General features: G+C 73.1%; 27 protein-coding genes. 10 read left to right on the top strand and 17 right to left on the bottom strand.

The window, feature by feature from the left end; all coding sequences use genetic code 11:
• Positions 1-58: 58 nt before the first annotated feature.
• Positions 59-475, top strand: coding sequence for an HIT family protein (locus DEJ14_RS10935; protein WP_111086969.1), 417 nt, complete (start codon positions 59-61; stop codon positions 473-475).
• 84 nt (positions 476-559) lie between these two features.
• Complete coding sequence (locus tag DEJ14_RS10930; protein WP_111086968.1) at positions 560-865, top strand: EthD domain-containing protein; 306 nt, start codon at positions 560-562, stop codon at positions 863-865.
• Between the two features lie 69 nt (positions 866-934).
• On the opposite strand, the gene DEJ14_RS10925 is transcribed toward DEJ14_RS10930, so the two are convergent.
• On the bottom strand, positions 935-1264 hold the full coding sequence (locus DEJ14_RS10925) for a hypothetical protein (protein WP_111086977.1): 330 nt from the start codon (positions 1262-1264) through the stop codon (positions 935-937).
• Positions 1265-1382: 118 nt separating this feature from the next.
• Here DEJ14_RS10925 and DEJ14_RS10920 point away from each other — a divergent pair, with 118 nt between their 5' ends.
• Positions 1383-2282, top strand: coding sequence for an NmrA family NAD(P)-binding protein (locus DEJ14_RS10920; RefSeq protein WP_111086967.1), 900 nt, complete (start codon positions 1383-1385; stop codon positions 2280-2282).
• Between the two features lie 99 nt (positions 2283-2381).
• On the opposite strand, the gene DEJ14_RS10915 is transcribed toward DEJ14_RS10920, so the two are convergent.
• From DEJ14_RS10915 to DEJ14_RS10905, 3 genes are read right to left on the bottom strand one after another with little or no spacing between them, the layout of a single operon-like run.
• On the bottom strand, positions 2382-3269 hold the full coding sequence (locus DEJ14_RS10915) for an alpha/beta hydrolase fold domain-containing protein (protein ID WP_111086966.1): 888 nt from the start codon (positions 3267-3269) through the stop codon (positions 2382-2384).
• Positions 3266-3949 carry a TetR/AcrR family transcriptional regulator gene (locus DEJ14_RS10910; protein WP_111086965.1) on the bottom strand — a complete coding sequence of 228 codons (684 nt, stop codon included), beginning with the start codon at positions 3947-3949 and terminating at the stop codon, positions 3266-3268. The genes DEJ14_RS10915 and DEJ14_RS10910 overlap by 4 nt, the downstream gene beginning before the upstream one ends.
• 9 nt (positions 3950-3958) lie before the next feature.
• Entirely contained in the window at positions 3959-4723 is a 765-nt protein-coding gene (locus DEJ14_RS10905; RefSeq protein WP_111086964.1) for an acetoacetate decarboxylase, read from the bottom strand.
• Positions 4724-4803: 80 nt separating this feature from the next.
• Between DEJ14_RS10905 and DEJ14_RS10900 the strand changes: the two genes are divergently transcribed.
• A complete protein-coding gene (locus tag DEJ14_RS10900) occupies positions 4804-5670 on the top strand; it encodes a 3-hydroxyacyl-CoA dehydrogenase family protein (protein ID WP_111086963.1) in 867 nt (288 codons plus the stop codon).
• Positions 5671-5708: 38 nt separating this feature from the next.
• A complete protein-coding gene (locus tag DEJ14_RS10895; protein ID WP_111086962.1) occupies positions 5709-7154 on the top strand; it encodes an amidase in 1446 nt (481 codons plus the stop codon).
• A 90-nt stretch (positions 7155-7244) separates the two neighbouring features.
• Here the strand turns inward: DEJ14_RS10895 and DEJ14_RS10890 are convergent, their stop codons facing one another.
• From DEJ14_RS10890 to DEJ14_RS10865, 6 genes are read right to left on the bottom strand one after another with little or no spacing between them, the layout of a single operon-like run.
• A complete protein-coding gene (locus DEJ14_RS10890) occupies positions 7245-8027 on the bottom strand; it encodes an ABC transporter ATP-binding protein (protein WP_111086961.1) in 783 nt (260 codons plus the stop codon).
• Positions 8024-8860 carry an ABC transporter ATP-binding protein gene (locus DEJ14_RS10885; RefSeq protein WP_111086960.1) on the bottom strand — a complete coding sequence of 279 codons (837 nt, stop codon included), beginning with the start codon at positions 8858-8860 and terminating at the stop codon, positions 8024-8026. The genes DEJ14_RS10890 and DEJ14_RS10885 overlap by 4 nt, the downstream gene beginning before the upstream one ends.
• Positions 8857-9744 (bottom strand): ABC transporter permease, encoded by an 888-nt coding sequence (locus DEJ14_RS10880; protein ID WP_111086959.1) that lies wholly within the window; start codon positions 9742-9744, stop codon positions 8857-8859. The genes DEJ14_RS10885 and DEJ14_RS10880 overlap by 4 nt, the downstream gene beginning before the upstream one ends.
• A complete protein-coding gene (locus DEJ14_RS10875; protein ID WP_111086958.1) occupies positions 9741-10694 on the bottom strand; it encodes an ABC transporter permease in 954 nt (317 codons plus the stop codon). The genes DEJ14_RS10880 and DEJ14_RS10875 overlap by 4 nt, the downstream gene beginning before the upstream one ends.
• 28 nt (positions 10695-10722) lie before the next feature.
• A complete protein-coding gene (locus DEJ14_RS10870; protein ID WP_111086957.1) occupies positions 10723-12276 on the bottom strand; it encodes an ABC transporter substrate-binding protein in 1554 nt (517 codons plus the stop codon).
• A gap of 59 nt (positions 12277-12335) precedes the next feature.
• A complete protein-coding gene (locus tag DEJ14_RS10865) occupies positions 12336-13277 on the bottom strand; it encodes an alpha/beta fold hydrolase (protein WP_181437676.1) in 942 nt (313 codons plus the stop codon).
• Between the two features lie 65 nt (positions 13278-13342).
• On the opposite strand from DEJ14_RS10865, the gene DEJ14_RS10860 reads away from it, so the two are divergent.
• Together DEJ14_RS10860 and DEJ14_RS10855 are read left to right on the top strand one after the other, a co-directional pair.
• Entirely contained in the window at positions 13343-14278 is a 936-nt protein-coding gene (locus DEJ14_RS10860; protein WP_258373407.1) for a siderophore-interacting protein, read from the top strand.
• A 26-nt stretch (positions 14279-14304) separates the two neighbouring features.
• A complete protein-coding gene (locus DEJ14_RS10855) occupies positions 14305-15102 on the top strand; it encodes an ABC transporter ATP-binding protein (RefSeq protein ID WP_181437675.1) in 798 nt (265 codons plus the stop codon).
• Between the two features lie 499 nt (positions 15103-15601).
• Here DEJ14_RS10855 and DEJ14_RS10850 read toward each other — a convergent pair whose 3' ends face one another.
• The 5 genes from DEJ14_RS10850 to DEJ14_RS10830 form a co-directional block, all read right to left on the bottom strand.
• On the bottom strand, positions 15602-15970 hold the full coding sequence (locus tag DEJ14_RS10850) for a Fe-S oxidoreductase (RefSeq protein ID WP_131846467.1): 369 nt from the start codon (positions 15968-15970) through the stop codon (positions 15602-15604).
• 2 nt (positions 15971-15972) lie between these two features.
• Positions 15973-17376 (bottom strand): dihydrolipoyl dehydrogenase family protein, encoded by a 1404-nt coding sequence (locus DEJ14_RS10845; protein ID WP_111087062.1) that lies wholly within the window; start codon positions 17374-17376, stop codon positions 15973-15975.
• Positions 17377-17431: 55 nt separating this feature from the next.
• Positions 17432-18253 (bottom strand): arginase family protein, encoded by an 822-nt coding sequence (locus DEJ14_RS10840; protein WP_111087061.1) that lies wholly within the window; start codon positions 18251-18253, stop codon positions 17432-17434.
• 55 nt (positions 18254-18308) lie between these two features.
• Entirely contained in the window at positions 18309-19034 is a 726-nt protein-coding gene (locus DEJ14_RS10835) for a PspA/IM30 family protein (RefSeq protein ID WP_111087060.1), read from the bottom strand.
• 110 nt (positions 19035-19144) lie between these two features.
• Positions 19145-21058 (bottom strand): TPM domain-containing protein, encoded by a 1914-nt coding sequence (locus tag DEJ14_RS10830; RefSeq protein ID WP_284179103.1) that lies wholly within the window; start codon positions 21056-21058, stop codon positions 19145-19147.
• 297 nt (positions 21059-21355) lie between these two features.
• On the opposite strand from DEJ14_RS10830, the gene DEJ14_RS10825 reads away from it, so the two are divergent.
• Positions 21356-21559: a hypothetical protein gene (locus tag DEJ14_RS10825; protein ID WP_071255966.1), complete on the top strand. Its 204-nt coding sequence runs from the start codon at positions 21356-21358 to the stop codon at positions 21557-21559.
• Between the two features lie 46 nt (positions 21560-21605).
• Positions 21606-22190, top strand: a complete 585-nt coding sequence (locus DEJ14_RS10820; RefSeq protein WP_111083852.1) for a 4'-phosphopantetheinyl transferase family protein — start codon at positions 21606-21608, stop codon at positions 22188-22190.
• Here the strand turns inward: DEJ14_RS10820 and map are convergent.
• Positions 22174-22941: a type I methionyl aminopeptidase gene (gene map, locus DEJ14_RS10815; RefSeq protein WP_111084150.1), complete on the bottom strand. Its 768-nt coding sequence runs from the start codon at positions 22939-22941 to the stop codon at positions 22174-22176. The two genes, DEJ14_RS10820 and map, sit on opposite strands and share 17 nt — an antisense overlap.
• A gap of 32 nt (positions 22942-22973) precedes the next feature.
• Here map and DEJ14_RS10810 point away from each other — a divergent pair, with 32 nt between their 5' ends.
• Complete coding sequence (locus tag DEJ14_RS10810; protein WP_111083853.1) at positions 22974-23246, top strand: helix-turn-helix domain-containing protein; 273 nt, start codon at positions 22974-22976, stop codon at positions 23244-23246.
• On the opposite strand, the gene DEJ14_RS10805 is transcribed toward DEJ14_RS10810, so the two are convergent.
• Positions 23243-24562 carry a M1 family metallopeptidase gene (locus DEJ14_RS10805; RefSeq protein WP_258373155.1) on the bottom strand — a complete coding sequence of 440 codons (1320 nt, stop codon included), beginning with the start codon at positions 24560-24562 and terminating at the stop codon, positions 23243-23245. The two genes, DEJ14_RS10810 and DEJ14_RS10805, sit on opposite strands and share 4 nt — an antisense overlap.
• Between the last annotated feature and the right edge of the window lie 21 nt (positions 24563-24583).

The following is a 24583-nucleotide window of genomic DNA, read 5'->3' as shown; positions in this document are numbered from 1 at the left end:
GCGCGCGCACGGCACCGCCGTCGGAGCGCCCGGGCTCCGGGTGCAGCACACTGGACGGATGGCATCCTGCGTCTTCTGCGCGATCATCGCCGGCGACGAACCGGCCGTGTGGGTCGAGCGCGAGGAACACGCCGTCGCGTTCGCGCCGCTGCCCGGGTCCGCGCTCGCGCCCGGGCACACGCTCGTGTCACCGGTCGAGCACGCCGACGACCTGCTCGGCGCCGCCCCGGTGGCGCTGGCCGCGACCGTCGCGCTCGCGCAACGTGTCGCGCGGGCGATGCGGGGCGCGCTCGGCGCCACCGGCACCGTCGTCCTGCAGGCCTCCGGCGCCGATGCCGGGCAGAGCGTGCGGCACCTGCACTTCCACGTCGTGCCGTGCTGGCCGGACGACGGCACGACGCACTGGCCGGAGCCGCCCTCGACACACGTCGTCGACGGTGACCCGCACGCACTCCTCGCCGAGATGTTCGAGTAGCCGATCCCGGGCGGCCGTGCGCGGAACGGAGTGGAGTGGGCGCTGCACCGTCACCCGTCCCGCCGACACCCGCAGGAGCACACCATGACCACGAAGATCACCCTGATCATCGACAACCCGGCCGACCCGTCGGCGTTCGAGCAGTCCTACGTGGAGCTCGAGGCGCTCGCCGCGAAGCTGCCCGGCCTGCGGCGGCTCGAGGCGGCGAAGGTCTGGCCGAAGGAGGACGGCACGCCCACACCGGCGCACCGCACGCTCGACCTGTACTTCGCCTCGTACGGGGACGCCTCCGACGCGGTGGCGACCGCCGAGGCCGGGGCGTTCTTCCAGCAGCTCGGCGGGACCGGCGCCACGTTCACCGGCCTGTTCTCCGACATCGAGCACGAGTAGCCCCGGCGCTGTGGCCCGGGTCTCGGGCTGAGCGACACTCCTCGGGCCCCGCGCCGCGTGGAGTGTCGCTCAGCGCGAGTCTCGGCCTGGCAGACCGCGCACCGGTACGGGCGCCAACCGGCCGGCGCCGGCGGGGAACGCACCCGCACGGTACTCGAGCACCTCGGCATCGCCGACGGTCACCGTCGCCGCGCCGAAGCGCCACGCCCGGTTGAACAGGTACACCCCGATCACGGTCCGGCCGTCGTCCGCGACCGCCCACGTGCCGGTGCCCCACTGCGCCGGGTGCCCGACCCCGTCGATCGTGACGGTCGGGCGGGCGAACCAGGTGAGCAGGGGGCGAGCGAGCCGGAGCTCGATCCGGCGCTTCGTCGTGCCGGAGGGGAGAGTCGTGTCCACCTCCGCAGGATAGGGCCAGCGCACGGCCGCCAGCGCACCCAGCCACCGCACCGCCGCCACCGCACCGCCGCCAGCGCACCTGTGCCCGCCGCACCCGCGCACCCGTAGCGTGGCGGCCATGACCACCACCGTCCTCGTCGCCGGCGCCACCGGAGACCTCGGCGGACGCATCGTCCGCGAGCTCCTGCAGCACGACACCCGCGTCCGCGTCCTCACCCGCCCGTCCAGCACCGGCGCCCAGCGGCAGTTCGCCGACGACGACCGCATCGACGTCGTCACCGCGGACTACACGGACGGACCGGCGCTGGTCACGGCGCTCGCCGGGGTCGACGTCGTCGTCTCCGCGGTCAGCGGTACCCGCGCGGTGATCGTGGACGCCCAGCGCGCCCTGCTCGACGCCGCGGTCCGGGCAGGCGTCCCGCGGTTCATCCCCTCGGACTACGCCGCCGACTACCGCTCGATCACGCCCGGCTCGAACCGCAACTTCGAGCTCCGCCGCGAGTTCGCCGCCGCCCTCGACGCCGCGCCGATCCGTGCGACCTCGGTGTTGAACGGGGCGTTCACGGACATGCTCACCGGTCAGGCACCGCTGATCCTGTTCGACCGCCAGCGGGTGCTCTACTGGTCGTCGGCCGACCAGGTCCTCGACTTCACCACGAAGGACGACGTCGCGCGCGTGACGGCGCTCGTCGCACTCGACGCGGACGCCCCCCGTGTGGTCGAGGTCGCCGGTGACCGCGTCACGGCACGGTCGATCGCCGACACGATGTCACGGCTGACCGGCACCCCGTTCCGACTGCAGTGGGCGGGGACGACCGGCACGCTGTCGGCGATGGCACGGATCGGCCGTCGGCTGTCGAAGGACGACGCCGAACCGTTCCCGGCCTGGCAGGGCATGCAGTACTTCGTGAGCATGTTCAGCGGCGAGGCAGAGCTCCACCACGTCGACGACGACCGCTACGGTCCGCACGGGTGGACGAGCGTCCGCGACGTGCTCACCGTCCACCTGGGCGTCTGACGGTCAGGCCGGGAGGCCCGCCCCGCGTCGCGCAGGACGGCCGGCGGTCCGCCGCCGTGGCCGTCACGGGCACGCGACGGCCGGGTCCTGCGCTGACGGTCAGGCGCCGCGGACGGCCCTGACGATCTCCTGCCGTGCTGCTCGTCCGCCGCGCGTCGGCAGCAGGGGGAACACGTGCAGGGCGCCGGGGCGCTCGCGCAGCGTGACGTCCACGCCCGCGGACCGGGCGGCCGCGACGAGCAGGTGCGCGTCGGGGTTGAGCACGTCATGGGTCCCGGTGTGGACGAGCATCGGGCCGAGGCCGTGGAACGAACCGGACAGGGGGCTGACGACCGGGTCGTCGATCGACAGGCCGTCGGCCCACAGGTGACCGAGGACACGGCCCCCGTCGCGACCGAGCCACGGGTCGCTCGGCTGCACCTCGGGGATGCGCGGGTTCGAGAAGCCGAGGTCGAGCGCCGGTGACACCAGGACGGTCCGGAGCGACCGGACGCCCTGGTCGCGCAGGGTCTGGGCGACGGAGAGCGCGATCTGCCCACCGGCGGAGTCACCGGCCAGCTGCACCCGTCCGCGCTGGTCGGTGATGCGGCGTGCGACGTCGATGACCAGGTCGTGCGCCTGCCGGGCATTGCCGTCCGGCAGGAGTCGGTAGATCGGGACGGTCACGGTGGCGCGCGCCTCGGCGGCGAGCTGGGCGATGAGCGCCCAGTGCTGCGGGGCGATCTCGTGGACCCACCCGCCGCCGTGCACGTACACGAGGTCGCGGAGCGGTGGCTGGCGGCTCGGCGTCACGGTGTACACGGGGGAGCCGCCCTGACGGTGGACGTCGACGCGCACGTCGGGCCGGAGGCGCCTCGGTGGTCCGAAGGGCTCGGGGCGGAGGGCCTGTCGGCGGACGGCCCGGTGCGCTCCCGCCTCGGTGACGAACGGCGCGTTCGCGCGCGTGGCCCGCAGGAACAGCGGGACCGCGGCTTCGGGGACGATCACGCTGCGCCTCCCGCGTCGGCGGTGTCGTCGGCGCCGTCGGGCTCGCGCACCGGCTCGCTGAGTCCGAGGAGTGCACCCCGCACCGCGGCGACGCGGATGGTCGCGGCGTCGTCGTACAGCACCGTCTGGCTGACCGCGCCGACGTGCGCGGCGACGACCGCACGGGTGAAGACGTCCGGTGCGACGGTGAGGCGTCGGCCCTGTGCCGTGACCGACTCGACGAGCAGCGGTTCGAGTGCCGCGTGGAAGGCGTCGGTGTGCGCTCGGAGCAGTGCCCGGAGCTCGGGTTCGTGTCGCGCCCGGGACAGCAGGACCGAGCGGATCGCGTACCACTTGCCCTCGGGGGGCAGGCCGCCGAGGACCCCGGAGACGATCGCGTCGACGGACTGCGGGTCGGTCGTGCCGAGCGCGGCCCGGAAGCCGTCCTCGAGCCGCTCGACGACCACGGCCTCCTGCGCTTCGTACACCGCGAAGAAGAGCTCGTCGGTCGTCGCGAAGTTCGAGTAGAAGGCCCCGCGCGTGAACCCCGCACGCGCGACGATCGCCTCGACGCTGGCCGAGGCCGAGCCGGTCTCGTCGAACAGCGCCTCGGCCGCGCGGACGAGCTCCGCGCGGGTGCTGCTGCGCCGCCGGGTGGGTCGGGCGGGTGCGGCGGTGTCGTCGCTCACTCGTGGGGACATCGGCTCATCCTAGGAGGCGTCGTCCGACCGGCGCGGGTCGGCCAGGTAGTCGTGCACGGACCGCACCGGCGCGAGCGTCAGGTCGGTCAGGACGTGCGAGGCGCTGATGACCTCGAGCACCGGCAGGTCGGCCATCGGCGCGAGGGCGTGCTCGAACAGCTGCAGGCGGGCGGGCCCGGTCCAGGCCCCCTTCACGACGATGTCGGTGATCTCGGTCCGCACGAGGTCGGCGGCCCGCAGCCCCAGCGTCGTCACGTCGGGGACGAGCTTCACCATCCAGGTCGGCACCGTGATCTGCGCCGCGGCCTCGACCGGGTCCATCGGCTCCCACTGGTACGCCATGGTCGCCGTCGCCACGCGCTCGGCACCTCGGTCGAGCGTGCCGACGAGGGCGCCCTGGTCGACGCGCAACCCCGGGGTCCCGAGCACCTTCGGGTAGGCGCTCAGTTCACGACCGGCGAGCGTCGCCGCGGAGTTGTCGAGGTACATGGCGTGCAGGTACTCGCCGACCTCGCCGTCGTGGGTGACCTGGATCGCCTGACCGGACTCGACGTAGGGGCCGTAGCCGTCGACGTCGCCCATCTTCATGACCTCGAAACGCACCAGCGGCGCGTCGACCTGCAGCGGCTCCGGCACGACGGCGCGGAGGGCGTCAGGGTCGGTCCGGTACACGACGTTGAAGTACTCGCGGTCGGTGAAGCGCGTCGGGCGCAGCGGGTAGACCGGCGCGGTGAGGGGCGTGGTGGCGTGGCGGAGGACGTCCGAAGCCTGCATGGGAACTCCTTGTCGAGTTGCGATACGTTCCGTACTGAGTACGTTGTGTATCGAACCTACACCCGAGAACGAAGGACACCATGGGCTTCTCCCTGCCGACCGACATCCGCAACCGACCCGTCACCGTGATCGGCGGTGGCACCCTCGGTCGTCGCATCGCCCTGGTGTTCGCCAGCGCCGGCGGCGAGTCCCGCGTGTACGACCTCGCCGAGCCGGTCCGCACGGCCGCCGTCGAGTACGTCGAGCGCGAGCTCCCGGCGCTCGCCGCGGCGCGGGACGGGGGCGCGGTCGGCACCGTCCGCGCGTTCGACGACCTGGACGAGGCCGTCGCCGGTGCGTGGCTCGTCGTCGAGGCGATCCCGGAGCGCCTCGACCTCAAGACGACGGTGTTCGGCCAGCTCGACCGCGCTGTCGGGGCGGACACGATCCTGGCGAGCAACTCGTCGTCGTACGCGAGCCGACTCGTGATCGACGAGGTCGAGCACCCCGAGCGCGTGCTGAACATGCACTTCTCCATGCCGCCGGCGCAGAACGCCGTCGACCTGATGAGCGACGGCGAGACCGACCCTGCGGTCATCGACCTGCTGCTCGAGGTCCTGCCGACCTACGGTGTCCGCCCGTTCGTCGCACGCAAGGAGTCGACCGGGTTCATCTTCAACCGCATCTGGGCGGCCATCAAGCGCGAGTCCCTGGCGGTCGTCGCCGACGGGGTCTCCACGCCGGAGGACGTCGACGCCATGTTCGCGGTGAACACCGGTTCGCCCGCGGGTCCGTTCCGGATGATGGACCAGGTGGGGCTCGACGTCGTCCTGGACATCGAGGAGCACTACGCGGCGGAGGACCCGCACCTGCCCGAGGGCCCGCGGCAGCTGCTCCGGCAGTACGTCGACGCGGGGCACCTGGGCGTGAAGTCCGGCCGCGGCTTCTACGCGTACGACCAGCACTGAAGGACGACCAGCACCGTCGCCGCCTAGGCTCGGGAACCGTGTTCGAACTCCACCACCTCGCCGCGCAGGAACTCTGGGACTGGATCCGCCGGGGGGAGGCGACCGCGCTCGAGGTGACGGAGCACTACCTCGCCCGCATCGAGCGCCTCGACCCGGCCCTCGGCGCGTTCGTGACGGTCACGGCGGACGCCGCGCGCACGAGAGCCGACCGTCTCGGGGACCTGGTGCCGACGTCCAGACCGTTGTGGGGCCTCCCGTCCGCCGACAAGGACCTGTACGACCGAGCCGGGGTCCCCACGCGCTCCGGCACCGCGAGTCTGCCGGAGCGCCCTGCCGGAGCCGACCACCCGCTCGTCGCGGCGCTCGACGCCGCCGGCACGGTGAGCCTCGGCAAGACGGCGTCGCCGGAGTTCGGGATGTCCTCGTCGTCGGAGACCCGGTTCGGCGTGACGCGGAACCCCTACGACACGACCCGCGGGCCCGGTGGGTCGTCGAGCGGGGCGGCGGTCGCCGTGGCGGCCGGGCTGCTGCCCGCGGCCGTCGGGTCCGACGGCGGGGGATCGGTCCGGATCCCGGCCGCCGCGACCGGACTCGTCGGCCTGAAGCCGAGCCGCGGGCGGGTGCCGTCGATGCCCGGCCGCTCCGGTGTCGGCGGACTCTCCGTCGCCGGGCCGCTGACCCGGTCCGTCGCGGACGCGGGGATGCTGCTCGACGCGCTCGTCGCGCCGACCGGGCTGCCGGAACCGTCGCCGTACGCCCTGGTCACGCCGTCCGGCGGTGACGGCCCGTTCACCTCGGCGGCCGTCCGCGGTGAGGGACGCTTCGTCGTCGGGCTGCTCGACGGCTCACCGTGGGACGACACCGTCGAAGTCGTGGTCGACCCCGCGGCGCGTGCCGCAGCCTCGACCGCGGTGCGGGTGCTCGGCGAACTGGGGCACGGCGTCGAGGACGTCCGGATGCCGCGGGCGCCGTACGCCGACGCGTTCCGGGTGGCGTGGGAGAGCTCCGCGGCGCGGCTGCCGATGGTCCCCGGCATCGACCTGACCGCGCTCACGCCGCTGGTGGCGTGGCTCGTGGAGCGGGGACAGCGGCTCACCGGTACGCAGGTGCTCGACGCGATGACGGCGCTCGACATGTTCTCGGCGACGCTGATCGGTGCGTTCGACCGGTTCGACGCCGTCCTGTCACCGACCCTCGCACTGACCCCGCGGCCGCTCGGCTGGTACGGCGACGACCCGGACGAGGACTTCCGCCGCCAGTGCGCGTACTCGCCCTGGACCTCGATGGCGAACGTGGCCGGGCTGCCGGCGATCACCCTGCCCGTCGGGGTCACCGCCGACGACCACCCGGACGGCGGCGGCCTGCCGATGGGCGTCCAGTTGATCGGGCGACCCGGGGGCGAGCGGGTGCTGCTCGCGATCGGGGCCCAGCTCGAGCGGCGGCTGCGGTGGCAGCGGCGGCACCCGGCGGCCTGGACCGCCTGACGCGGGTGCAACTCGCGCGGCGACCTGGAACGACGCTCCCGATGTCGGACGACGTCGATGCTGTCGTTCCGAGTCAGAGCCCGCCCGCCCCTACGGCAGCGTCGGCGCAGCCTCCACCAGCGCCTGCGTCACCGGGTGCACCGGCGCATCGAGCAACGACACCGGCCCGTGCTCCACGATGCGTCCCGCCGACATCACGGCCACGGTGTCGCACAGCCGCTGGACCACACCGATGTCGTGCGACACCAGGACCATGGTCAGCCCGAGGTCGTCGGCGAGCGAGCGGAACAGCTCGATGACCCGTGCCCGCACCACCACGTCGAGGGCGCTCATCGGCTCGTCGCCGAACAGGATCCGCGGCCTGTGCACCACGGCCCGGGCGATCGCGATGCGCTGCCGCTGCCCGCCCGAGAACTCGTGCGGGTACCGGTCGACGACGTCTGCCGGCAGGTCGACCCGCTCCAGCACGTCGCGCACCAGCGCCCGGTGATCGCCGTCGATCCGCAGTGCCCGCAGCGGTTCGCCGACGATCGCGCCGACGCGCATCCGGGGGTCGAGGGACGCGTACGGGTCCTGGAACACCACCCCGGTCTCGCGACGGAACCAGCGCATCGCGGCCGCGGAACCGGACGCCACCACCGGACGACCGGAGGCGGTCACGGAACCCGCGGAAGGTGCCTCCAGGCCGGCGAGCAGCCGTACCAGGGTGGACTTGCCGGACCCCGATTCGCCGACGATCCCGAGCCGCTGGCCCGGGGCGACCGTCAGGTCGACGCCGTCGACGGCGGTGCGGACGGGGCCCGGTTCGAAGGGCCCGCGGCGGGGGAGCCGGTAGGTGCGGTGCAGCCTGACCCCGTCGAGGACGGCGGTCATGCGGAGCCTCCGGACGGACGTGCCCGACGGGCGGTTGCGCGCGCGGCGTCGACGAGCGCGACGGTCGCGGGGTGCTGGGGCGCGGCGAGCAGCGACGCGACCGAGCCCTGCTCGACGACCCGTCCGGCGTCGAGCACGACGGCGGTGTCCGCGATCCGCGCGAGCACGGCGAGGTCGTGCGTGACGAAGACCATGCCGGCCGCCAGCCCTTCGAAGAGGTCGAGGATCCGCGCCTCGGTCGTGACGTCGAGCGCCGTGGTCGGTTCGTCGGCCACGAGGTACGCGGGCTGCCCGGCCATCGCCATCGCGATGCAGATCCGCTGTCGCTGGCCGCCGGACAGCTGGTGCGGGTACTGCCGGAGCAGCGACTCCGGGTCCGGCAGTCCGACGTCTGCGGCCAGGGTGGTCGCGGCGGCGCGTGCCGCCCGCCGGTCGAGTCCGCGGTGCAGGCGCAGCGGCTCCGCGATCTGCGCGCCGACGCGGCGCAGCGGGTCGAGGGCGGTGCCGGGCTCCTGGAAGACCATGCCGATGCCGGATCCGCGGTGCTCCGCACGCTCCAGGTCGGGCAGGCCGACCAGTTCCGTGCCGTCCAGGCGGATGCTGCCGGTGACGGTCGCGCCGGCGGGCTCCAGTCCCATCAGGGCGAGCGAGGTCATGGACTTGCCGGATCCGGATGCGCCGATCACGCCCACGCGTTCGCCGGGAGGCACGGTGAACGTCACGTCGTCCAGGATCGTCCGCCCCGCGATGCGGACGGAGAGCCCCACCACCGCGAGCCCGCCGGTGTCGGTGCCGGTGTCGGTGCCGGTGTGGCTGTGGCTGCGGTCGGTCATGCGGTCACCCCCGGGGTGGTCGTGGCCGGGTCGGTGCGACGGTCGCCGCCCGCTGCGCGGTCGTTCGTCGTCAGCCGCGGATCGGTGGCGTCGCGGATCGCGTCTCCGAGCAGGGAGAGCGCGGCGACGACCAGCGCGATCGCGGCCCCTGGCCAGGTGGCGCTCCACGGGTGCACGCCGATGTAGGTCTGGAGGTCGGAGAGCAGGTTGCCCCACGACGCCGTGTCCGACCCGGCGCCGTAGCCCAGGTACGACAGACCGGCTTCGGCGAGGACCGCGGTGGCCATCGCGAGCGAGAGCTGCACGGTGAACAGCGGCGCGGCGTTCGGCACCAGGTGGCGGAACAGCACCCCGACACCACCGACGCCAGAGGCCCGGGCGGCGGTGACGTAGTCGCTGCGGGCGATGCGCCGGATCTCGCCGCGGGCGACCCGGGCGATCGTGACCCCGAAGGACAGTCCGACGCTCACGATGACGACCCCGAGCGAGCCGCCGAACACCGCGGTCAGGAGCATCGCGGTCAGCAGGGTCGGGAACGCCACCAGGATGTCGAGCAGGACGGCCGTGCCCTCGCGCACCCAGCGGGCGGTGAGCGACCCGATCGCGGTCAGGACGATGCCGACGACGCTCGCGATCACCCCGGCCCCGACGGCGACGAGCACCGTGGTGCGGGTGCCGGCGAGCAGGTAGCTCGCGACGTCGCGGCCGGCGGCGTCGGTGCCGAACCAGTGCGTAGCGCTCGGGCCCTCCCACTGGTGGAACGGATCGGCGCGGAACGGGTCCTGCGGCGTCCACACGAGCGACACGGCGGCGAGCACCACGAGCAGGCCGAGCACGACGACGGCGAAGACCCCGGTGGGGCGGGAGAGCAGGCGGCGGATCATCCGGACACCTCGCGTTGGCGTGGGTCGAGGGCGCGGTGCACGACGTCGACGGCGAAGCCGACCAGCAGCACGAGCCCGGTGAGCACGAGCAGCTCGGACTGCACCTTGGTGACGTCGCGGCGACCGACGTCGGTCACGAGCATGCGACCGACCCCGGGCAGGGAGAACAGCTGCTCGACGACGACGGCCCCGACCAGCAGCCCGGCGATCTGCACCCCGAGCACGGCGAGCACGGTGAGGGCGACCGAGGGCAGCCCGTGCCGGAGCAACGCCTGCGTGCGGGTCAGCCCGATCGCGGCCGCGGTGCGGACGTGGTCGGCGTCGAGCACCGACAGCGTCGCGGACCGGGTGAAGCGCAGGATGACGGCACCCTCGACCGCGCCGATGGTCAGCGCGGGCAGCACGAGCGACGCGAACGCCCGCCCCGGCTCGGACCAGCCGTCGAGCGGAAAGCCCTGTGTCGGCAGCCAGTGCAGCGTGACGGCGAACAGCGCGACGAGCAGCATGCCGGCCCAGACGACCGGGATCGCGGCGACGGCCTGCGCCACGAACCCGATGACGGCGCCGCCGGGGCGACGGCGGAGCACCGCGGCGACGACCCCGAGGGGGACGCCGATCACGAGCGCGGTGACGAGTGACATGCCCGCGAGCGGCAGCGTGATCGCCAGCTTCTGTGCGATCTCCGGCGCGACCTGCCCGTTGGTCACCAGGGACCGGCCGAGGTCGCCGCGGAACACCTCGCCGATCCAGTCGAGGTACTGCACCACGACGGGCCGGTCGAGGCCGAGCTGCTGTCGGAGCTGCTCGACCTGCGCCGGGGTCGACTGGGTGCCGGCGACGACCTGGGCGACGTCGCCGGGCAGCACCCGCAGCGTCGCGAAGATGATGACGCTCGCGACGAGCAGCCCGACGACGAACAGCAGCAGCCTGCCGACCAGGAACCGGGTCACGTGCTCGGAGCTCCGGGCGCGGGTCGTCTCACTTGACGGCGAGCTTCGACAGGTCGAGTCGTGAGTTGCCGCCGTCCACGGGGAAGCCCGTCACGCCGGAGCGCACCGCGGTGATCTCGGTGGCCGTGTAGAGCCACTCGCCAGCGGCGTCCTCGCTCACGATCTTCGCGGCCTTCCGCAGGGCGTCGACCTTGGCGTCCTCGTCGGTGGCCGCGATCGACTCGGCGTACAGCGACTGCACCTCGGCGTTGTCGTAGCCGAAGTAGTAGTCGGGGTTCGCCCAGTTGCCGAAGTCGCGCGCCTCGACGTGGTCGACCATCGACAGGTCGAAGTCGCGCTCGCCCGACTTCGGCGCCTGGAACACCGTCGACAGCCAGGTGGCGAAGTCGACGCGCTGCACGGTCAGGGTGATCCCGACGTCGGCGAGCTGCGACTTGAGCACGTCGCCGATGGTCGCCGGGTAGATGTTCGCGTACGTCAGCGTGAGCTTCAGGTTCTCCTGACCGGCGGCGGCGAGGAGCTGCTTCGCGTTGTCGGGGTCGTACGCGTCGATGTCGGTCAGGTCCTCGTACCCGGGATCGAGCTCCGGGATCGGGCCGCCCTGCTCGACGCCCGTGCCACCGATGGCCTTGATGAGGGCCTTCGGGTCGATCGCCTGCCGGATCGCCTGGCGCACCTTCTTGTCGGTGAACGGCGCCTTCTGGTCGTTGAACGCGAGCGTGTACTTGTCGGTCGTCTTGCCGGAGTGCAGCGCGATGTCCGAGTTGCCGTCGAGCTGGCTCTTGAGTGTTCCGTCGACCGGGTTGAGGACGTCGAGGTCGCCGTTCGCCATGGCGTTGACGGCCGTCGACGGGTCGGTGATGTACCGGAAGACGATCTTCGCGACCTTCGCCTTCGTGCCCCAGTAGTCGTCGTTGCGGTCGAAGGTGAGCGAGTCGCCCTGCTTCCAGCTCGCGACCTCGTACGGGCCGGTGCCGTTCGCGGTGTCCGACAGGTCGTTCGTCGCGGCCTTCTCGAGCACCAGGCCGGAGCGGCCGGTCAGGTTCCAGAGCAGGTCCGAGTCGGGCTTCGCCAGCTTGAGCTCGACCACACCGGTCGACGGGGACGTGATCGAGGTGACGCCGGCGAGCTTGGCGGAGTCGACGTAGGTCTCGTTCGACTTGACCTGCTCGAGCGACCAGACGACGTCGGCCGCGGTGACGTCCTTGCCGTCCTGGAAGGTGATGCCGTCGCGCAGCGTGAACGTGTACGTCAGCCCGTCGTCGGAGACCTCGTGCTCGGAGGCCAGCACGTCGCGGATGTCGCCGTCGGCGGTCCGGCCGACGAGCCCCTGGTACACGTTGTCGATGAGCACCTGGTCGAGCGCTGCACCGGACTGCGTGCGGATGTCGAGGCTGGTCGGTTCGAGCACCAGGCCGACGCGGACGGTGGCGTCGGCGCCGCCGTCCTCGTTCGACGATCCGGAGCAGCCGGTCAGTGCGAGGGCGGAGACGACGGCGACCGCGGTGGCGGCGAGGGCAGCACGTCCGAGGCGCGTGGTGCGCGCCGCCCGGGCGGGACGGCGGGACAGGAGCGGACTCATGGGGGTGTGGGTTCCTTCCGGACGCGAGGGCGATGGTCACAGCTCGCGCTCGCACGAGGTTACCGGGGGCCGGTACGGTCCCGCGACGGTTCATCGATCCGGTGCAACAATCCGTGACGTGCGGCCCATGCCCGGATCGCCGAGGCCAGTTCGAGGGGCGCCTGGTTCTGCACCGCGTGCCGTGCCGTGACCGTCACGATCTCGGCGTCCGGCAGCCGCTCGGCGAACGCGGCGTGCAGCTTCGGGGACACGTACCCGCGGTCGCCGCGGACGAGCAGGATCGGCACGCGCAGGGCCTCGAGGTCGGGCCACGCGTCGGCGAAGCGCCCCACCGACGACGTGCGGCCGGCGGGCAGGTGCGGGAAGTGGTGGCGCCGCACGAGCGCGCCGTCGTCGCCGAGCCGCGTGGTGTGGCGCGCCTCACGCAGCAGCACGTGCCGGTCGTCGCCGACGCGTGCCTCGATCGCCCGGTCGACGACCTGGTCCAGGGTGGCGAACGGCTCCTCGGCCTCGAGCGCGCGGGCGATCCGGTCGACCGCCCGCTGCGCGAAGTCCGGCGACATGTCGACGAGGACGAGCCCGGTCACCCGCTCCGGTGCCGTGGCCGCGAGCCGTGCCGACAGGATCGCACCGAGGGAGTGCCCGACGACGATCCCCGGCGGCACGTCCAGGGCGTCGAGCGCCGCGAGCACGGTCGGCGCCGTCACGGACGCCCCGTAGTCCGCGTCGTCCCGCCACGACGATCGGCCGTGGCCGGGGAGGTCGAGGGCGACCGCCGGCTCGCCGACGGCGAGCGCGGTCTGGTCGAAACTGTGGGCGTCGATGCCGAGCCCGTGCAGGTAGGTGATCCGGGCCTCCCGGTCGCCCCACCGGATGGCGGACGTCTCCTGCCCGTCGGCGGTGCGGACCACCTGCCTGGAGGCGCGGAGCGGCTCCGTCACGCCGCTCGCGCGGGCGAGGGCGGCCAGGTCTGCGAATTCGTCGTCGGGGGCATCGGGCACGGAAGCGATCTTCGCACCGTCCGGAGGTCTGGAGACGTTAGGTAAGGCATGCCATACTCGGATCCGTGGCAACCCGGTACCGCGTCTTCTCCGTCCGTGTGGCAGCGGTCACGTCGCTCACCCCGCACTTCGTCCGGGTGACGCTGACGGGCGATGCCCTGGCGGACTTCTCCTCGGTCGGGCTCGACCAGCGGATCAAGGTCGTCCTGCCGCTCGACGGTGTGGGGTTCTCCGAACTGCCCGAGGACGAGGACTGGTACGCCGCCTGGCGTGCGCTGCCGGACGCGGAACGCAACCCGCTGCGCACCTACACCGTCCGCTCGTTCCGGCCCGACGCCCGTGAGCTCGACATCGACTTCGTCGCACACGGCGACGCCGGACCCGCATCCCGTTGGGTGTCGTCCTGCCGGGTCGGCGATGAGCTCCGGATCGTCGGACCCCGTGTGCCGGAATCGCCCGAGGACCTGCCGACCGGTGCCGCCGAGTTCGCACCCGGGCACGCGAACCGCATCCTGCTCGCCGGGGACGAGACCGCCGCCCCGGCGATCTGCGCCATCCTCGAGGCGCTCGACGTCTCGACCGTCGGACACGTCTTCATCGAGGTGCCGACCGACGCCGACCGGCTGCCCGTGACCGCGCCCGCCGGGGTCGAGGTCCGTTGGATCGCCCGGAACGGTGCGACCCACGGCGTCCGCATGACCGACCAGGTGCACGCGTGGGCGTCGACGGTCGTCGCCGGTGCTGCGCCCGTCGCCGGTTCGCCGTCGGTCGCCGCGGGTCCCGCCTGTGGGGACGCCGTCGAGCCGGCGGACGTCGACGTCGACGAGCAGGTCCTCTGGGACGTGCCGGCCACCGAGGAGTCGCGCCCCGTCTACGCCTGGATCGCGGGCGAGGCCGGCTGCGTCAAGGAGCTCCGGCGGCACCTGGTGCGCGGCGTCGGCATCGACCGCAAGCAGGTCGCGTTCATGGGGTACTGGCGGCACGGCAAGGCCGAGAACTGAACGGCGCAGCCGGACTGCCGACCAGCGTGGTCGGGGTCCCGACGACCGCGCTCGGCGTGCGTGGGCTGACGCTCGCGTACGACGACCGCATCGTGGTGGACGCGCTCGACGTGGACGTCCCCGACGGTGAACTGACCGTCATCGTCGGCCCGAACGCGTGCGGCAAGTCGACGCTGCTGAAGTCGCTCGCACGCACCCTCAAGCCCCGAGCCGGCACCGTGTACCTCGACGGAGCGCCGATCGACTCCTACCGTCCGAAGGCCGTGGCCCGGCGGGTCGGCATGCTGCCGCAGACGCCGATCGCCCCGGACGGCATCACCGTGCGCGACCTGGTGTCCCGCGGGCGGTTCCCGCACCAGGACCTGCTGCACCCGTCGTCCGGGTCCGACCGGCGTGCCGTGCAGGCCGCCCTCGAGCAGACGTCGACGGTGGAGCTGGCGGACCGGAGCGTCGACGAGCTCTCCGGGGGGCAGCGGCAGCGGGTGTGGATCGCGATGGTCCTGGCGCAGGAGACCGACATTGTGCTGCTCGACGAGCCGACGACGTTCCTCGACATCGCGCACCAGTACGACGTGCTCGAGCTGGCCTCCGCGCTGCACGCCGCGGGTCGGACGGTCGTCGCGGTGCTGCACGACCTGAACCAGGCGGCGCGCTACGCCACCCACGTCATCGCGATGCGCCAGGGGTCGATCGTCGCTGCCGGACCCCCGGCCGCGGTGCTGACGGCCGACCTCGTCGAGGACGTCTTCGGCCTGCCGTGCGTGGTCGTCCCCGACCCCGAGACCGGCACGCCCCTCATCGTCCCCCGTCGTCCCGCCGCCTGACCCCGCGCGCCCGCCCGCTCCCCAGGCCCGCCCGCTCCTGGCCCGCCCGCGCCCGCCCGCCCGCACCCGCACCCCGAGGTTCCGAAATCTCGGCATCTCGCGCCGCATCCGGGCCGTCCGTGGAACCTCGGCGCCACGCACGCGGCATGTCGTGGAACCTCGGCGGCAGGGGTGGAGGGCGTCTGACCGACCGCTCGGCGCCGCCCCGACGGGGTGTCGCGACCGATCAGCGCTCCTCAGCCGGGCAGGTGGGCCGGACCACGGCGGACGGGAGGCCCGTGGCGGCCGTGATCCGTGCCTCCCGTCCGCCGTTCGGTCACGTCTCGTCGCCTGGCCGGCCCTCACCGGAGGTCACGGCGCGCCGCGCGTGCGGCGCCGAGCGGTCGCAGACCGTCGGATGCGGCCGGAGCCGCCGACGGTCTGCGACCACTCGGCGCCGGCCCGACGGGGTGTCGTGACCGATCGGCACACGGCAAACAGAGGGGCGCACGGCCACCCGTCAGCGGTAGCCGCCGTCCTCCAGCCCCGCCTCGACCTCGAAGCGGTTGCGGAGCGGGTCTCGGCCGGCGACGGCGTACAGCACGGGCATGAGCATGCCGTACCGCCGCCACTGCTCGACGTGCACCCGCTCGTGCCGCAGCACCCGGGCCCCGTCGTTGTCCCGGGTCAGGTACACCGACCCCACGCAGGTGCCGCCACGACGGAACACCCACCGCGGCAACCCCGAGCAGACGACGAGCCCGTCGACCACGCGGACGCGGCCGGTCGACAGCGGTACGCCGATCGCCAGACCGACCGCCGTGGCGAACAGCCAGCCCACCCGCGACACGGGGGAGTCGAGCAGCGCCCGGCGCGCCAGTCCGCGCACGCTCAGGCCGGGCGACCGTAGGTCTCGAGCAGACGGAGCCAGATCTCGTTCATCGTCGGGTAGGCCGGCACCGCGTGCCAGAGGCGGTCGACCGGAACCTCGCCGACGACGGCGATAGTCGCCGCGTGCAGCATCTCGGCGACGTCCTGGCCGACGAAGGTGACGCCCACCACGACCCCGCGGTCCTCGTCGACGACCATCTTGGCGCGGCCGGTGTAGCCGTCGGCCTGCAGCGCGGAACCCGCGACGCCGCCGAGGTCGTACTCCACGGCACGGACGTTCAGCCCCTGCTCGCGCGCGGCCTGCTCGGTCAGGCCGACGCTCGCGACCTCGGGGTCGGTGAACGTGACCTGGGGGACCGCGGCGTGGTCGGCGGTCGCGACGTGGGCGCCCCACGGCTCGGTGTGCAGCGGCGTGCCCTGGTGCCGGGCGGCGATGGCCTCGCCGGCTGCGCGGGCCTGGTACTTGCCCTGGTGGGTGAGGAGCGCGCGGTGGTTGGCGTCGCCGACGGCGTACAGCCAGTCGGTGCCGTGCACGAGCATCGTGTCGTCGACCTCGAGCCAGTCGCCGGCGGTGAGCCCGACGGACTCGAGCCCGAGGTCGGCGGTGTGCGGGGTACGGCCGGTGGCGGCCAGCACCTCGCTCGTGATGACCGTCGTGTCGTCGTCGAGGGTCGTGGTGACCAGACCGTGCTCGTCGCGGTCGACCCGCACGGGGTTCACCCCGGTGCGGACGTCGACGCCGAGCTCGCGGAGCGCGTCGGTGACGAGCTCGCCGGCGAACGGTTCCATGCCGCCGAGCAGCCCGTGCCGGGCGACGAGGGTGACCTTCGCGCCGAGCGATGCCCAGGCGGTGGCGAGCTCGGAGCCGGCGACACCGCCCCCGATCACGAGCAGGCTCTCCGGCACCTGCTGGGCGCTGGTGCCCTCGCGGGTGCCCCACGGCGTCGCCTCGGCGAGACCCGGCACGTTCGGCAGCGCGTGCAGCGACCCGGTCACGACGGCGACGGCGGCGCGGGCGGTGTGCGTCTCACCGCCGACCTCGATGGTCTTCTCGCCGGTGATGCGGGCGTGGCCGCGGATCAGGGCGATGTCGGCGGACTCGAGCCAGGAGACCTGACCGTCGTCCTTCCAGTCCGAGGTGAACGAGTTGCGGCGGGCGAGCACGTGGGCGGCGTCGAGGTCGCCGGTGACGGCCTGCTTCGCGCCGTCCAGCCGCTTCGCCGCTGCCAACGCGTGGCCGCTGCGCAACAGTGCCTTCGACGGCATGCACGCCCAGTAGGAGCACTCGCCGCCGACCAGTTCGGACTCCACGATCGCGACCGCCAGGCCGCGCTTGTGGGCGTAGTCCGCCACGTTCTCGCCGACTGCGCCGGCGCCGATCACGATGAGGTCGTAGTCCGTCATGAGGCCGAGCGTACGCGGACCGGCATGGGGTGCGCCCGGCGCGCCGGGTCGGTTCTCAGGCCACCCGGGAGGCGCTGGTCAACGCCCCGACGACGCGCAGGATCACGCCGAGGTCGTCCACTGCACGGTCCGGGTCGACGGGAGCGAAGCCGGTGAGCGCGGCGCCGGCCAGGCGGCGGCCGCGGGTCGCGGCCTGGATCCGCTCGACCAGTCCCGCGCCGTCGAGTCCGAACGGCACCGGCTCGAGCAGACCGTCGACCTCGGACGGGTCGAGGACGTCGAGGTCGACGTGCACGAACACCGAGGTCGCTCCGGTGGCGTCGACGGCAGCGGCGAGGGCGTCAGGGGTGGCGGCGTCGACGTCGAGTCGGGTGATCCCGGCACGGTCGAGTGCGGCGTCCTCGGCGTCGTCGAGCCCGCGGACGCCCGCGACCACGACCGACGAGGCGGGGAGCACCGGCAGCGCGGGGAACAGCTCGTCGGCGCGGTCGACCAGGATCCGCAGGGCCGCGGTCTCGGCGGCGACGGGCTGGGCGCGGTTGAGTGCGCGGTACCCGCTGGACCCGGCGATGCGCACGAACGCGGTGTCCGGGCCGAGGCCCACGGTCGCGCCGAGGACACTCGCGCCGTCCCCACCGACGACGAGGACGGGTTCGCTCGCGACGCCGGTCTCCTCGGCCACGCGGTCGGCGACGGCGAGCACGGAGGTGTAGCGGGCGACCGCCGTCTCGAGCCGGTCGCCCGCGCCGGTGGGGACGTCGACCACGGTGGTGGACGCACGGGGGAGGTCGGCCGCGATCGCGGTCGCTCCGTCCCCGAGGCGCATCGCGCGCGACGACGCCGAACCCTGCCACTGACCGACCACGAGGAACTGCATCGTCTCAGTCTGTCAGCTGGGGTCCGGCGTCGTCCGGGAAGGTCGTCCGGGAAGGTCAGAGGCTCGACGAGCCGCCGGACTTCAGTGCGGCGAGTCGCGCCTCGACCTCGGCGTCCTTGCCGACGTCCTCGAGGCTCTCGAACTGGGCGTCGAGGCTCGACGACTGCAGCTCCTGCTGTCCGAGGACCTTGGCCTCTTCGCGACGGACCTTCTCCTCGAAGCGACCGAGGTCGCTCGTCGGGTCGAGCACGTCGATGTTGCCGAGGGCGTCGTTGACCTTGGACTGCGCCTCGGCCGTCTTCGAGCGGGCGACGAGGTTGTCGCGCTTCGCACGGAGCTCCTCGAGCTTCTGCTCCATGCCGGCGAGCCCGGTCTTGAGCTTCTCGACCGCTTCGTTCTGCGAGGCGAGGTTCGGCTCGGCGTCCTTGACCTCCTGCTCGGCCGCGATCTGCTTGCCGATCGCGATCTTGGCGAGGTTGTCGAACTTGTCCGCCTCGGCCGTCTTGCCCTCGGCGCGGTACTTGTCCGCGGCGGTGGAGGCGTTGGCGGCCTTCTGGCCCCACTCGGACGAGGCGCGCTTGTCCTCTTCGTGGTCCTGCTCGAGCAGGCGCACGTTGCCGATCGTCTGCGCGATCGCCGTCTTCGCGTCGGCGATGTTGTTCGTGTAGTCGCGCACGAGCTGGTCCAGCATCTTCTGCGGGTCCTCGGCGTCGTCGATGAGCTGGTTGATGTTCGCTCGCACGAGGGTGGAGATGCGGCCGAAGATCGTCTGCTTTGCCATTGCTGTTCCCTTTCCTGGAAGGTCTGACGTGGTGTGTCTGGTCTGTCGGGTTCTGGTCTGGCTCGTACTGGTCGGTCGAGTGTGTGGTCCGGCCTTCGGGCGGGCCGGGGTCAGAAGCGGCCGCCGCCGGAGAACCCGCCGCCTCCGCCGCCGCCTCCGCCGCCGAAGCCGCCCCCGCCGCCGAAGCCGCCGCCCCCGCCGCCGCCGAAGGAGCCGCCGCCGAAGCTGCCACCGCGACCGCCGAGCAGGCCGCCGAGCACGATGCCGGTGACGAGGCCGCCGAGTTGCGCGCCGTTGCCGCCGCCCCCGCCGAAGCCGCCGCCCCCGCCGCCCCAGCCGCCCATGTCGTCGTTCGCCGAGTCCATCGCCGCGGCGGCGTACTGCTCGGCCGCCCGTGCTGCCTGCAGTGCCTGTCCGGGGTCGGTGGTGGCGAGCTGCACGGCGTCATCGAGGGCGCGTTCGGCCTCGGACAGGCGGGTGCGGGCGGTGGGCCCGATACCACCGCGGTGCAGCGAGATGAACTCGCGAGCCTGGCTGATCCGGTTCCGAGCGTCGCGCAGGGCGTCGTCGAGGGCACGGGACGCCCGGCGCTGCTGCTCTTCGGCGCCCCGGGCGGCCGCGATGGCCTGGTCGATCTCGGTGTTCGCCTTCGTGAGGGCGTCGACCGCGGTGATCGGGTCCTTCGGGTCGAACCCCTGCCGCAGGACGGTCTGCGCCCGGGTGACGGCGGCGGCGAGGTCGGGCCCGCCGACGGTGAGGGTCCGGGCCGCGGCGACGTCGCCCTCGATGTCGATGCGCATCGCCTCGGCGCGTGCGGTGGCCTCGGTGAAGGTGCCCTCGGCCGCGATCGCGCTGTTCGTGAGCTGCTGCACCTGGGCCAGCGCGTGCTGGGCGTCGCGCACGGCGACCACCGCTTCGCCCTTGTCGCCGGCCGCGATCGCCGCGGTGGCCGCGTTCGAGCGTTCGGTGGCGTAGGCGAGGACCTGGTGTGCCTGGTCGACGTTGTCGGCCACGGTCGCGAGGGTGCGTCCGGTGTAGTTCGCGCGGACGCGGTCGAGCGCGGCTGCTGCTGCGCCGACCGCCGCCGGCGCTTCCGCGACCGCCTGGGCCAGTGCGGCGGCTGCTTCCTCGACGCCGTCCTCGAGCGACCGGAGCTTGTCGAACGACTCGGTCTGTTCCTCGATCGAGGCGTGCGCCTGCTGGCAGATCGCGATGATCTGGTTCGCCCAGTCGGCACGCTGCTGCGGGGAGTCCGGGATCTCGTCGTCGAGCTGCTGCCGGAACGTGAAGGCCTTGCGCACGGCCTGCTGCGCGGCGGCGACGGCGTCGGCGAAGGGCTTCGCGGCGTCGGGACCGAACTGGGCCGTGGCGAACCCGACTTCTTGCTCGGCGGTGCGGAGCTCGTCGTCGATCGTCACGAGCGCGCCGCCGGCGGTGCGCTCGAGGTCGGCAAGGGACTCCTGCTGCGCCTTCGTGGCCGCGGCGGTCTTCCGCTTGTTGCGGGTGCGGATGACGAGCACGACGACGATCAGGCCGACGACGATGACGAGCAACAGGATCCAGAGCCAGGTCAGGTTCGGCGGCGCCTGGGTGTCCGTCAGGCCGTTCGCGAACGCCACGGCTGCACCGGACCAGTCGCCCTGCTTCAGCGCGGGGAGCAGGGAGTCGTTCACGGCGCTCTGCACGTCGGACTCGGAGATGGCGGTCTCGTTCGTCTGCTGCACGTCGTAGTTGCGGTCGTCGACCGCGACCGACAGCAGGATGCCGTCGGTGTCGATCTGGTTCTGCTCCATGACCGCGGAGCCCCACGCAGTGTGGTCCGTGGGATCGGTGAACGTCGGCACGAACACGACGTACAGCTGCGTCTGGGTCTCGGCGTACAGGTCCTGCACCGCCTGTTCGACCTGCGCCTGCTGCGAGGAGCTGAGGGCGTCGGCTTCGTCGAGGACGTACGCCCCGCCCAGGTCGACCGGTGCCGTGGCCTGCGCGGTCGCTGCCGGAGCCAGGACGATCAGCACCGCCACGACCGCTGCCGTGACGCGACCCCAGAGTCGCGCTGTCCCCCGTTCCGTCCTCGACCCGCCTGTGCCCGATCCGCGCTGGACCGTTCGCATCCGTCCTCCGTCCGTCACCGGTCGGCGCCGTCGACGCCGTCCCGAACCGCGCCCTGAGAGCGCCGTCGCCCGGAGTCTATCCACGGCACGCAGGGCGTCGGACGGACTCTCGGCGAACACTGTGGACGAGCCGATCCATGGGTGTCTTGTCCCCCGGAGCGGGGTAGGCTGACGCCACTGTTCGACGACGAACGGAAGGGAACAGCAATGGAGCGAACCACGAGTACCGAGGTCGTCCCGCTCGAGGACGGCTACCACCGCGTCTCGACGCCGGCGACCGGCGTGATCGGCTTCGTGCGCGAGCACGACGGCCGCTACGAAGTCCTGCGCGGACGCGTCCGCCAGGCGACCCGGTCCGAGGGTCTCTACAGCACGATGAACGTCGCACTGATCGCACTGACCCACGCGTAGCGACCACGGCCATGGGCCGCCCGCCCGCGCACCGTAGGCTGCGTGCGTGGGTGAGTCGGACCTCCAGGCCGTCGTCGTGACGCTGTGCGCGCCGGGTCCGGACCGCGCGGCCGACTGGGAGGCCCTGGTCGCTGCCGTCGCCTCAGCTGCGGCCGTCGACACGGCCGCCGTGCGCGCGGGGCGCGTCTGCCCACACTGTGCGAGGACCGACCACGGTCGTCCCTGGGCCACGGTGCACGGCACCGCGTTCGGGGTCAGCCTGTCGCGCACGACCGGCGTGCTCGCGCTCGCGGTCGCGCCGGGCTCGGTCGGCGTCGACCTCGAGCGGGTGTCCCGCGTCGGCGCAGCGCCCCTCGACGTCTTCACGCCCGGCGAACGCGAGCGCTCGGCCGGTGATGCCGGCTTGCTCGCGGCCTGCTGGGCGGCGAAGGAGGCCGTGCTGAAGCGCGACGGCCGGGGGTTGCGCGTCGACCCGCTGTCGGTCGACGTGGACGTCGCTGCCGGTACCGCGCGGTTCGAGGGGCGGGACCACCCGGTGTCGGTCGTCCGGCCGGCACCCGACCTGGTGCTCGTCGTCGCGGCCGGCGGGCTGCCCGTCGTGGTCGAGGGGTCGCTCAGCGGGGGAGTGTGAGCACCTCGGCGCCGTCCTCGGTGATCGCGATGGTGTGCTCGGTGTGGGCCGTCCGGGCTCCCGTGGCGCTGCGGAGCGTCCAGCCGTCGGCGTCGGTGACGAGCACGTCGGTGTCCGCCATCACCCACGGCTCGAGCGCGAGCAGGAGTCCGGGCCGGAGCGTGTACCCGCGGCCCGCGCGGCCCGTGTTCGACACGTGCGGGTCCTGGTGCATGGTCGAACCGATGCCGTGTCCGCCGAACTCGACGTTGACGGGGTAGCCCGCTTCCTCGAGGACGGTCCCGATGGCGTGCGACAGGTCCCCGATGCGGGCCCCGGGTCCGGCGGCGGCGATCCCGGCGGCCAGCGCGCGCTCGGTCGCGTCGATGAGGGCGAGGTCCTCGGCGCGCGGGGTGCCGACGACGAAGCTCACGGCGGCGTCAGCTGCGATGCCGTCCAGCGACACCGCGAGGTCGAGGGTGAGCAGGTCGCCGTCGGCCAGGGCCCGGTCGTGCGGCAGGCCGTGCAGCACGGCGTCGTTCACGGCGGTGCAGATGTGGTGGCCGAACGGACCGCGGCCGAACGAGGGTGCGTAGTCGACGTAGCAGGAGTCCGCGCCGGCGTCCTCGATCATCTGCTTCGCCCACCGGTCGATCTCGAGCAGGTTCGTGCCCACGCGGGTGCGTTCGCGCAGGGTCTGCAGGATGGTGCCGACGAGGGCTCCGGTGGCACGGGCCTTGTCGACCTCGGCGGGCGTCAGGATCTCGATCACGCGGATGATCATACCGGTATTACTATGTGGGCATGGTCCGTCTCCCGCTCCGCCCCGACGAGGTCGCGCGCGGCCGCCGTCTCGGTGCCCTGATCCGCCGCGCACGTGGCCCACGGTCGATCGTCGACACCGCCCTCGCCGCCGGGATCTCGCCCGAGACCCTCCGCAAGATCGAGACCGGGCGGATCGCGACGCCGGCGTTCTCGACCATCGCCTCCGTCGCCGGCGTGGTCGGGCTGTCGCTCGACGCGGTCTGGTCCGAGGTCAGCTGCGACCCGGCGGGCGACGGCGAGCTCGCCGGTTAGCCGACCGGCAGCGGCGGCACCGCTGCCTCGTCGATCCACGGGCCGGTGACCGCCCGGACGGCCTCGACGTCGCACCCGGCGGCGTCGGCGAAGGCCTCGAGCACGTCGGGCACCGTCACCGAACCGTGTAGGTGCCGTTCGGTGATGCTGCGCAGCCCGGCGGAGAACGCGTCGTCGCCGAACGTGCGGCGGACGGCGTGCAGGGCGAGGGCCCCGCGCTTGTAGACCCGGTCGTCGAACATGTCCTTCGCGCCGGGGTCGCCGACGACGAGTTCCTCGGGCTGGTCGAGGAGCCCCTGCCGGTACTGCGCCGCGAGCGTGTCGGCGGTGTCGCCGCCGTGGTGCTCGGACCACAGCCACTCGGCGTAGCAGGCGAACCCCTCGTGCAGCCAGATGTCCTGCCAGCGGGCGACCGTCACCGAGTTGCCGAACCACTGGTGCGCGAGCTCGTGCGCGATGAGCCGGTCGGTGCCGTGCTCGCCGTCGACGTGGTTCCGGCCGAACACCGCCAGCCCGTGGGCCTCGAGCGGGATCTCGAGCTCGTCGTCGGTGACCACGACGCCGTACGCTGCGAACGGGTACGGGCCGAAGCGGTCCGAGAACAGTGCGAGCATCTCCGGCACCTGCCCGAAGTCGGTCTTCGCGGCGGCCGCCAGGTCGGCGGGGTGGTGCAGGGTCACGGGGACGACGGCGCCGCGGAGCTTCGTCGTGCGGTACCGCCCGATCTGCACCGTCGCCAGGTACGTCGCCATCGGCTCGGTGGTGGCGTAGGTCCAGCGTGTGCCGATCCGGTCGCGTTCCTTGCCGAGCAGTGCTCCGTTCGCCAGGACGTCGTACGCGGCCTCGGCGGCGATCTCGAACCGGTAGGTCGCTTTGTCGTCGGGTCGGTCGTTGCACGGGAACCACGAGGGCGCCCCCGTCGGCTGGGCCGCGACGATGACGCCGTCGGTGAGTTCCTCCCACCCGACCTGGCCCCAGGCGCTGCGGACGGGGCGCGGGTTGCCGCGGTACCGCAGGTGCACGGTGAACGTGGTGTCGGCCGCGATCGGCGACGCCGGGGTGACGGTGACCTTGTGCACGGCCTTCGACACCTTCTTCGCGCGGGTGCCGTCGACGTCGGCGCGCTCGACGCTCAGGCCGTGCAGGTCGATGACGATCCGGTCGAGCGGCTCGTGGGCACGGGCGGTGATCGTCGCCGTGCCGTCGAGGCGGTTCGTGGCGACGCGGTAGTCGAGGCGGAGGTCGTAGTGCTCGGCGCTCCAGCGTCGGTCGCCGCTGTGCGGGGTGTACGGGTCGGCAGCGGGGGTGTTCGGCACGGTCCCAGTCAACCCCATGGC

This window comes from Curtobacterium sp. MCJR17_020, assembly GCF_003234365.2.
Taxonomy (GTDB): domain Bacteria; phylum Actinomycetota; class Actinomycetes; order Actinomycetales; family Microbacteriaceae; genus Curtobacterium.
Note: the sequence above shows the minus strand (reverse complement) of the source record. Positions and strands in the feature narration are given on the sequence as shown.